This is a genomic window from Rhizobium sp. UBA1881 (assembly GCF_002338015.1).
Lineage (GTDB): Bacteria > Pseudomonadota > Alphaproteobacteria > Rhizobiales > Rhizobiaceae > Rhizobium.
This window is the reverse complement of sequence record NZ_DDHH01000184.1, coordinates 4,822-14,107: the sequence shown is the minus strand read 5'-3', so window position 1 is coordinate 14,107 and position 9,286 is coordinate 4,822. Positions and strand designations below refer to the sequence as shown.

Here is a 9,286-nt window from a genome sequence, read left to right as displayed (position 1 = left end):
GGCCGGGCGCTGCGTGGCCTCGATCACCTTGGCCATGGTGAAGGTCTTGCCGGAGCCGGTGACGCCAAGCAGCACCTGGCTGCGGTCGCCATTGTCGAGACCCTCGACGAGGTCCTTGATCGCCGTCGGCTGGTCACCAGCCGGTGAATATTCGGAGTTCATGCGGATCTCGATGCCGCCTTCGGATTTCGGCGGCCGGGCCGGGCGATGCGGCGTCCACATCTTGCCGTCCTTGAACAGCGGGTTGCCGCTCTCGATCAGCGCCGAAAGCGCCTCCACCGTGGCGGTCACGGCTGTGCCGGCCTTCAGCGCGGCGGCGTCCTCAAGCGAAACGTCGAGGCCGGAGACCGGATTGAGGCCGGCCGCGGCGCGCGTCTTCGGATCGGTTGAGCCGCCCATGGACGTGCCACGTGCGGATTTGGACGCCGCGATCTCCACCTTCTTGCGGTGCTTGCCGGCCTTCGAGGCGATCTGCCGCTGCGTCTCGACACCGGATGCCTCGGCATCGGCCTCCAGCTGCTTCACCCAATCGGCGACGGAACCCTCCAGGGGCGCGCCTTCGAACGCGGATTGGGGAGCTTCCTCGAAACCATCGGGGGCGGGGGACTTTTTCGGAGATTTGGCCATGGCCGGAATATGGAGAGAGTCAGCGCGAAATGGAAGAGGCAAAGAGTACAAAAGGGAAACGGATTTTGCGGCGTTCGACGCTGGATGCCTGTGGTCATCAAATGGCCTGATGATATTGCATCGCGGCAAAAAGGCAGGCTATAACGGACCCACTCACCACGGACCCGGTGAAACTCCGGGTGGCTCTTCTGGCCGCCGATCCGCCAGACAACGCAAAACCTGCACGCCATATTTCGACCGCCCACCCGGGCGCGTTGGGCCACGCTTTGCGAGATATCACCAACATGCACGTATCCTCCTTCCGCCGGGATTGGTTTTCCAATCCGACCCGCGAAATGCTTGCCGGCGCCGTCGCCACATTCGCGCTGATCCCAGAGGTCATCGCCTTCTCCTTCGTCGCCGGCGTCGATCCGCAGGTCGGCCTCTTCGCCTCCTTCGTCATCGGCATCGTCATCGCCTTCACCGGCGGCCGCCCGGCGATGATCTCCGCCGCCGCCGGCTCCGTGGCGCTGGTCGCGGCACCCTTGGTGCATGCCCATGGGCTGCCCTACCTCTTCGCCGCCGGCCTGCTTGCGGGCATCATCCAGGTGGTGTTCGGCCTGCTGCGCCTCGGCGTGCTGATGCGCTTCGTGTCGAAATCGGTCCGCACCGGCTTCGTCAACGCGCTGGCGATCCTGATCTTCGGCGCACAATTGCCGCATATCATCGGTGGCGACTGGATCGCCTATGCCATGCTGGCCGCCGGTCTCGCGGTGATCTACATCGCGCCGCGCATCACCACCGCCATCCCGTCGCCGCTGATCTGCATCCTGCTACTCACCCTTGCCTCCGTCGGCCTGCATCTGCCGGTGTTGACCGTAGCCGATCTCGGCAAGCTGCCGGATTCGCTGCCGATCTTCGCCTGGCCGCAGGTGCCGCTGAACCTGGAGACGCTTGAGATCATCGCCGGCCCGGCACTGGCCATCGCCATGGTCGGCCTGCTGGAATCGATGATGACGGCGAGCGTCGTCGACGATCTCACCGACACGACGAGCAACAAGAACCGCGAATGCGCCGGCCTCGGCATCGCCAACGCCGCCGCCAGCCTGTTCGGCGGCATCGCCGGCTGCGGCATGATCGGCCAGACGGTGAGCAACGTGAAGTACGGCGGCCGCGGCCGTCTCTCGACGCTGTTTGCCGGCGCGCTGCTGTTGATCCTCATGGTTCTGCTGAAGCCATGGGTCTCGCAGGTACCCGTCGCGGCCTTGGTCGCGATCATGGTCATGGTGTCGATCGACACCTTCGACTGGTCGTCGGTCAAGACCATGGTGGTGCATCCGAAGACATCGAGCATCGTCATGCTGGCCACCGTCGTCGTCACCGTCTTCACCGCCAACCTGGCGCTCGGCGTCACCGTCGGCGTGCTGCTGAGCGGCGTCTTCTTCACCTTCAAGGTCGCCAAGCTGCTGTCGGTCCGCAAGGACACGGACGAGGCCGGCGAGCGCATCGCCTACCACGTCACCGGCCAGGTCTTCTTCGCCTCCGCCGACGCCTTCATCGACGCCTTCGATATCGCCGATGCCGAGGGCATGGCGGTGACGATCGATCTCACCCACGCGCATTTCTGGGACATCACCGCCGTGGCGGCGCTGGACCGCGTGGTGCAGCGCTTCAAGGCCCACGGCGTTGTCGTCGAGGTCATCGGTCTCAACGAGGCGAGCGCCACGCTGATCGGCCGGCTAGACAATGCGCCGAGCCTGAAGGAAATCTGAGCGCTTCTAGTCGTCCTGCCGCGCACCCGACCTGTAACAAAACCGCCGACACCGGCGTATACGGGTCGCGTCAGGACAATCAGGCATAACGGCATGCCTGAACGAGGGACATCCTCACCTGCGCCAGCCGGCGATCGTGTCTTGGCTGCAGGTCTTGGCCAAGGCACGGCGGCACCATCAGTGGTGTCGCGACGGTGCCCGGAAGAGAACCAGCAGGCCGATGCAGATCGACCGGTGCCGATCATGCGCGGGATCACAGCCTGTCGCGGGGTCGGATGGATCAAAGCCGAAGGTAAAGACCATGATGATCAACAGACGGACTTTCTCGACAGCGCTTCTCGCCGGCGCTGCCGCTTCCCTCATTTCCACACGCGGCATGGCCGCGATGCCGCAGCCCGCCAAGGCGCGCAACATCGTTCTGGCCCACGGGCTGTTCGCCGACGGTTCCTGCTGGACGGAGGTGATCGCGCGCCTGCAGGCCGCCGGCTTCAACGCCACCGCCGTGCAGAACCCGCTGACCACGCTGCCGGAGGCCGTCGCCTCGGTCGAGAAGGTGCTCGATCGCCAGGATGGCCCGACCGTCCTCGTCGGCCACTCCTTCTCCGGCATGCTGGTCACCGAGGCCGGCGTGCATCCCAAGGTTTCGGCACTCGTCTATGTGGCCGCCCGCGCGCCAGATGCCGGTGAGGACTATACGGCGCTGGCAAAAACCTATCCGACCCCGCCTGCCTCGGCCGGGATTGTGTTCGATGGCGATGAAGGACGTCTGAGCGAGGAGGCGTTCCTGCGCGATTTCGCCGGCGATCTGCCGGAGGCGAAGGCCAAGGTGCTCTACGCCGTGCAGCAGCCGTTCCACAAGGCCTTGCTGACGGGCAAGACCACGCAGGCGGCGTGGCGCTCGAAGCCGAGTTGGTATGCGGTGTCGACGGAGGATAGGACGATCAACCCGGATCTGGAACGCTTCATGGCCAAGCGCATGGGCGCCAAGACGATCGAGCTCAAGTCCAGCCACCTGTCGCTGATCTCGCATCCCGACGAGATCAGCCAGATGATCATCGAGGCTGCCGGCGGTCGCTGAGTTATGTTGTGAGAGCAGGCGTCGCGGTCTTATGACCGCGACGAGAACAGCGAGGCGAAGGTGGAGCGCGGCTTGTCGGGCATGCTTTCGACAACCACGAGCTGGCGGATATCGCCGCGCTTGAAGGCGGCGAGGAAGCGCTTGTAGTCCTTGAAGGAAACGCAGCCGTTGGAGTCGCCGCGTGCGCCGAGCATGTAGGTGTGAGCGAGCAGGCCGACGCGGTTGTAGATGTTGCCGGCGCCGCCGAGCGGGTTGAGGCGGATCGCCTCGACGCCGTGGAACAGGCTTTCGCGCATGGTCAGCTGGTAGGTATGCGGCGGCGTCGGGCCGCGCATCTTCTCGCGAACATATTTCGGATTGTCGCGCATCTTGCCGAGGCCGGAATGGGCTTCGAGACGTTCGCCGTTCGGCAGGTAGACCATGCTTGCGGAGATGTCATAGACGGCGACGCCGGCGCGGGCGACAGGGCTTGCCTGGCGCTTCGGCACGACGGGGATTTCGCCTTCGTCATCACCGATATCAGGCCGTGCATAGGCGAGCACCGGCTCGGCAGGGCGGCTGGCGCGGTCGTTTGCCGGCGCGCGCTTGGTCATGCCGTCGGGACGGGCCATCGGCAGCGGTACGGAATTGTTGTCGTTGAGAACGAGGCCGAAGGCGTTGCCGGCGTCGTCGCCCTTGCTGGCGTCGCTTTCGACATCGACGCTTGCCACTTCGACGGCTGCCGGCTTCGCGGGAATGGAAGCGGGCGCGTTGACGGCAACGCGGGTCGACTGTTCATCCGAAGCAGCCTTCGGCATGGCGGCGAGCGCGAGAAGGGCAGGGCCTTCGAGTGCGGCGATCTCAGCCTTGGACGGAATGACGATGCGATCGGACGAGCTGGCGCTGGCGACCTGAGGGGTTGCGGCGACGGCGTCGTCCTTGACCTTCGACGGCTGCGCGGATGCAATAACAGTGCGCGCCGGCATGGCGTCGGCGATGACAGGGCCGGAGGTGCCGACGAAGGCAGCCCTGAGAACGTCAGGCGTCAGCAGCCGATCGCGCTTCGACGACCGGTTCTCCGCCGTCAGCGGCTGCAGGCGCGAGAACTTGCTGACATGGATATTGCGCTCTTTGGGAGCGGCCGCGGCGGTGTGCTGCACGAGCGCGATATCGCCGATAGCGTTCTTGTAGGGTGCGGGAGCAACGGCGTGCATCGTCGCGATCGACGTCACGACCCATGCCGAGGCAGCAAAACTAGCACCGATGAGACCCGCCCCGGACATAAGGCGGAATGAGCGACTGAAACGAGAAATGGACGTACCTACTGGCCTGGTATTGGCAAACACATCGACCGCAAACGCCATAACACTCGTCTTTCACAACTCGTTACTAAGGCCGGCGGTACAGATAGATGGATACTTCTTCGCCGGGGCCGGTAATGGAGCAACAGGGCCAAAATGCGGCCTGTGCGTGATTTCCGGTTGGCTCAGATGATGCCGAATTATGGTAACCAAACCCTTTACGGCGGCGTCGCCTGTTTCGAAATTCCTCACCTTGTCCGCTAACCATATTGATCTTGTTCGATTTTTTCTAATGTGCCTCGGCGTTCGTCCGGCAATGTGACCTATGTCGCCGTTTTGACATAAATATTAGCGGGAAAAGATATTGCGGATGTGCTATGAAAAGGCATCGAAGGCTTCCGAGGGGAAACGCCAATGTCTTCGGCACAAACCGCTTCCGTTAACGAGATTTCGCCGGCCCTGCTTGTCGATGCGATGTTCGCCGTCCGCAAGACGGCCGCCATCAAGGCGGCGATCGAACTTGACCTCTTCACCGTGATCGGAACGGGCCAGACGGCCAAGGCGGCGGCATCCGAGATGCGATGCGCCGAGCGCGGGGTCCGCATTTTATGCGACTATCTCGTCGTCGCCGGCTTCCTCAACAAGAGCGGAGACGTTTACGCGCTGACACCCTCGAGCGCCGTGTTCCTCGATCGCCATTCGCCCGCCTATATGGGTTCGGCGATCGATTTCATCGCGGCACCGCAGATGCTCTCCCTCTTTTTGACCGACCCCGCCGCCTGCGTGCGCAATGGCGGCGCCGAAGGATTGGCAAACCTCTCGCCGGACAATCCCGTCTGGGTGCGCTTTGCCCGCGCCATGGGTGCCTTTACCGGCGGGGCGGGCAGGACGCTTGCCGCCGACGTCGCGGCATGGCCGCAGCCACCGTCAAAGGTGCTCGATATCGCAGCCGGCCCCGGCTATTTCGGCATCGAGCTCGCCAGGGCCATTCCGCAGGCGCGGATCGTCGCGCTCGATTGGAAGCCGGTGCTGGAACTGACGCGGGAGAATGCGACGGCGGCTGGTGTGGCCGATCGTTTCAGCTTCATCGCCGGCAGCGCCTTCGATGTCGATTGGGGCAGCGACTACGATCTCATCATGCTGCCGAACTTCCTGCATCACTTCGATATCGCTGGCTGCGCGGAACTGCTGAAGAAGGCACGTCCAAGCCTCAGCGCCAAGGGCAAGCTGATCGCCGTCGAGTTCGTCCCCAACGAGGACCGCGTCTCGCCCGACTTCCCCGCCGCCTTCGCCTTCGAAATGCTGGCGACGACACCGAAAGGCGACGCCTATACGGCGTCCAACCTGCGCGAGATGGCATCGATGGCGGGCTTCCGCGACATATCAATCAGCCCGCTGCCGCCATCGCCGGCGAGTGTGATTGTGTTTGAGTGAACGGCAGGGGCGATTTCGTCTTGCGGTGGTTTGTCCGTGTGAATACAAGCATTGCATGCGCAATTTTTTCCTCTCATCGCTGATATCAATCCTCATTCTTGCATCCAATTCGCCCGCTACGGCCGAGTTGATGGTGGTGCCGGGTCCTTACGGAAACCTCGAAGGCGAGGCCATCATTGTCGCGGACGCGAAGGCCGCGATCGTCATCGTTCCTGGCGCCGGTCAGATTGACCGCGACGGCAATAGTGGAGCGGCGCTCGAAAGCGATAGTTATCGGATGCTCGCCGAGGGGCTTGCGCACGCCGGCTTCAGCACACTCCGGATCGACAAGCGCGGCTCTTTCGGCAGCAGGAATGCCATTGCCATTCCCGAGGATGTGTCGATCGCCAGTCAGGCCGCCGATCTCGGACTGTGGCAGCAGGCGCTGGCTAAGCGCGCCGGCACGCGCTGCGTCTGGATCGCCGGCCACAACGAGGGCGGCCTGGTCGCGCTGCTCGCGGCCAACGGGGAAGTGAAGCCTTGCGGGTTGCTGCTGCTCGCGACGCCCGGACGTCCGATTAGGGAGCTGATGATTGAGAAGTCGATGACCGACCCGCTAGACGCACCCAGCCTTGCCGAAACAGACCGCATCCTCTCCGACCTAAGAAAGCGCAAGGCAGACGATCCGAAAATGTTCGAGGCCGCGCTGCTGCAGATGATCAAGTCGCCGATCATCAACCCGGTGGGGGAGCGCCATCTGGTTGATCTGCTCGGTTATGATCCGGCGGAGATTGCACGGAAGGTGACACTACCGGTTCTTATCCTCCGAGGTGACCGCGACGTTCAGGTGACGTTGGTCGATTCGAAGCTACTCGCATCGGTGATGCCGCAAGCGAGCGTGGTCGAACTGTCGGGTATGACGCATATGCTGAAACAGGATGTGCCAGGTGTGCGGTTCGCCACCTACCGGAATCCGAAGCTGCCCCTGGCACCCGAAATTGTGCCGACGATCGCGGATTTTATTGGCACGAACAAGACGCCGTGACTGTGCCTACGCCTTCTCCAGCACGTAGCTGCCCGGCGCTTCCTCGAGCGCGTTGAGCGCATCGCCGCCCGGCTTGCGGGCGGCTACCCGCTTGCCGTCCTTGGCCTCGATCCAGGCCTGCCAGTGCGGCCACCAGGAGCCGGCCGCTTCCTCGGCGCCGACGAGCCAATCCTCGTATTCGCCCCTGGCCGCACCGCCGGTCCAATACTGGTATTTCTTCTTGTCCGGCGGGTTCACCACGCCGGCGATGTGGCCGGAGCCGGCGAGCACGAAATCGACCTTGCCGCCGAAGAACTGGCTGCCAAGGAATACGGATTTCGCCGGCGCGATATGGTCCTCGCGGGTGGCGAGATTGTAGATCGGGATTTTGACGCTCTTCAGCGACACGGCCTGGCCGTCCAGCACCATCTCGCCCTTGGTGAGCGCGTTCTTCAGATAGCAGTTGCGCAGATAGAAGGCGTGGTTGGCCGCCGCCATCCGCGTCGAGTCGGCGTTCCAGAACAGGAGGTCGAAGGCCATCGGCTCCTGGCCCTTGAGGTAATTGTTGACGAAGTAGGGCCAGATGAGCTCGGAGGCGCGCAGCATGTTGAAAGCGGTCGCCATCTTCGAACCGTCGAGATAGCCGGTCACGTTCATGTAGTTCTCAAGCCGCGTCAGTTGTTCCTCGTCGACGAACACCTTGAGGTCGCCGGCATGGGTGAAATCGACCTGGGTGGTGAACAGCGTCGCGGAGCGTATGCGCTTGTTCTTCTCCTTGGCATGCAGCGCCAGCGTCGCGGCCAGCAGCGTGCCGCCGACGCAATAACCGATGGCATTGACGTCCTTCTCCCCGGTCGCCTTCTCGATGGTCGCCAGCGCGAAATCGATCCCTTCGCGCGCATAGGCCGCCCAGTCCTTGGCCGCATGGCGCGCATCCGGATTGACCCAGGAGATGACGAACACCGTCTGCCCCTGGTCGACGCACCACTTGATGAAGCTTTTCTGCGGATTGAGATCAAGGATGTAGAACTTGTTGATCCAGGGCGGGCAGATGAGGAGAGGGCGCTTCAGCACCGTCTCGGTCGTCGGCTCGTACTGGATGATCTGGCAGATCTCGTTCTGGGCGATCACCTTGCCCGGCGTCAGCGCCATGTCGCGGCCGACGGCGAACTTGGTCATGTCGGTCTGCCGAAGCTTCAGGTCGCCATGACCGGCCACGATGTCCTCGGCCAGCATCTTCATGCCCCGCACCAGATTTTCACCGCTGCTCGCGATCGTCTCGCGATAGAGCTGCGGATTGGTGGCGACGAAATTGGTGGGCGAGATCGCCGCCGTGATCTGCCTGACGTAGAAGTTGGCCTTCTGCCGCGTGTGCTCGTCCAGCCCCTCGGTCTCGGTCACGAGTTTTTCTGCCCAGTCCGCGGTAATGAAATAGGCCTGCTTCAGGAATTCGAAGAAGGGGTTTTTCTCCCAGTCCTGGTCGGCGAAGCGCTTGTCCTTGCGATCGGGTTCCGGCTCGAGCGATTCGCCCTGCATGCGCTGCATCGAGCGCATCCAGACGCCGAAAAAGCTGGTCATCAGCTTGGTCTGCGCGTCGAAGGCGCGGCGCGGGTCGGAAATCCAGTATTCGCTGACCTTGGAGAGCGTCTTGACCATGTCGGTGACGGGGTCGGCGGTGTTTTCGCGGATCTCGCCGCTTTCGCGCGGGCCAAGCCAGGCGGATGCCGCTTTTCCCAGGTTTTCCAGGGCGCGGGCGAAGTTCAGCGCCATCGTTTCCGGGTCCTTCAGCATATAAGGATCGAAATCCTTTGCCTCGAAGCCCGGGCCTTGGCCCTTCTCGCCCTTGTCCTGGTTGCTGTCGGTCACGCGGTTCCTCCGGCGGCAGCATCTTAATCCAAATCAAGTTGTATCCGCTCGGATCAAGAAAACAAGTTCCGCAGACATGCCTTCATGCTATTGCTTTGTGCAGGCTGCGAATTTAACAAGTCGAAGCAGCTTAAGGATTTGGAACCTCTGGCATGACCAACACAGGCATTCGTACCATCGCAAACGTCACCCGCATCGCCCTTATCGGCGCCGCCGCGGCCATGGCGCTTGCCGGATGCATGCGAAC

The 9,286-nt window shown here is 63.0% G+C and carries 7 protein-coding genes and 1 other annotated feature; of the genes, 4 read left to right on the top strand and 3 right to left on the bottom strand.

Translation table 11 applies throughout. The annotated features are described in order from the left end of the window. A partial coding sequence (locus B3605_RS22325) for a DEAD/DEAH box helicase family protein (RefSeq protein WP_296436094.1) occupies positions 1 to 627 on the bottom strand: 627 nt, incomplete at its 3' end. A 157-nt stretch (positions 628 to 784) separates the two neighbouring features. After that, positions 785 to 840: a sequence feature (sul1 is cis-regulatory element that is thought to sense ions involved in sulfur or methionine metabolism; They are found in Alphaproteobacteria), on the top strand. A 71-nt stretch (positions 841 to 911) separates the two neighbouring features. On the opposite strand from B3605_RS22325, the gene B3605_RS22320 reads away from it, so the two are divergent. Further along, positions 912 to 2,378, top strand: a complete 1,467-nt coding sequence (locus B3605_RS22320) for a SulP family inorganic anion transporter (protein WP_112945738.1) — start codon at positions 912 to 914, stop codon at positions 2,376 to 2,378. Positions 2,379 to 2,679: 301 nt separating this feature from the next. After that, the gene (locus B3605_RS22315) at positions 2,680 to 3,456 is read left to right on the top strand and encodes an alpha/beta fold hydrolase (protein WP_112945720.1); all 777 of its coding nucleotides are present in this window, start codon (positions 2,680 to 2,682) and stop codon (positions 3,454 to 3,456) included. Between the two features lie 29 nt (positions 3,457 to 3,485). Here the strand turns inward: B3605_RS22315 and B3605_RS22310 are convergent, their stop codons facing one another. Next, on the bottom strand, positions 3,486 to 4,799 hold the full coding sequence (locus B3605_RS22310; protein WP_112945719.1) for a tlde1 domain-containing protein: 1,314 nt from the start codon (positions 4,797 to 4,799) through the stop codon (positions 3,486 to 3,488). 351 nt (positions 4,800 to 5,150) lie between these two features. Here B3605_RS22310 and B3605_RS22305 point away from each other — a divergent pair, with 351 nt between their 5' ends. Together B3605_RS22305 and B3605_RS22300 are read left to right on the top strand one after the other, a co-directional pair. Further along, positions 5,151 to 6,170 (top strand): SAM-dependent methyltransferase, encoded by a 1,020-nt coding sequence (locus tag B3605_RS22305; RefSeq protein ID WP_112973157.1) that lies wholly within the window; start codon positions 5,151 to 5,153, stop codon positions 6,168 to 6,170. A 55-nt stretch (positions 6,171 to 6,225) separates the two neighbouring features. Next, positions 6,226 to 7,194: an alpha/beta hydrolase gene (locus tag B3605_RS22300; protein ID WP_112945717.1), complete on the top strand. Its 969-nt coding sequence runs from the start codon at positions 6,226 to 6,228 to the stop codon at positions 7,192 to 7,194. A 6-nt stretch (positions 7,195 to 7,200) separates the two neighbouring features. Here the strand turns inward: B3605_RS22300 and phaC are convergent, their stop codons facing one another. Continuing rightward, complete coding sequence (gene phaC / locus B3605_RS22295) at positions 7,201 to 9,039, bottom strand: class I poly(R)-hydroxyalkanoic acid synthase (RefSeq protein ID WP_112945716.1); 1,839 nt, start codon at positions 9,037 to 9,039, stop codon at positions 7,201 to 7,203. Between the last annotated feature and the right edge of the window lie 247 nt (positions 9,040 to 9,286).

Excerpts from the sequence above, each read along its gene's own strand:
- B3605_RS22305 (WP_112973157.1), top strand. The coding sequence starts at position 5,151 with ATGTCTTCGGCACAAACCGCTTCCGTTAACGAGATTTCGCCGGCCCTG.
- B3605_RS22315 (WP_112945720.1), top strand. The coding sequence starts at position 2,680 with ATGATGATCAACAGACGGACTTTCTCGACAGCGCTTCTCGCCGGCGCT.
- B3605_RS22300 (WP_112945717.1), top strand. The coding sequence starts at position 6,226 with ATGCGCAATTTTTTCCTCTCATCGCTGATATCAATCCTCATTCTTGCA.
- B3605_RS22310 (WP_112945719.1), bottom strand. The coding sequence starts at position 4,799 with ATGGCGTTTGCGGTCGATGTGTTTGCCAATACCAGGCCAGTAGGTACG.
- B3605_RS22320 (WP_112945738.1), top strand. The coding sequence starts at position 912 with ATGCACGTATCCTCCTTCCGCCGGGATTGGTTTTCCAATCCGACCCGC.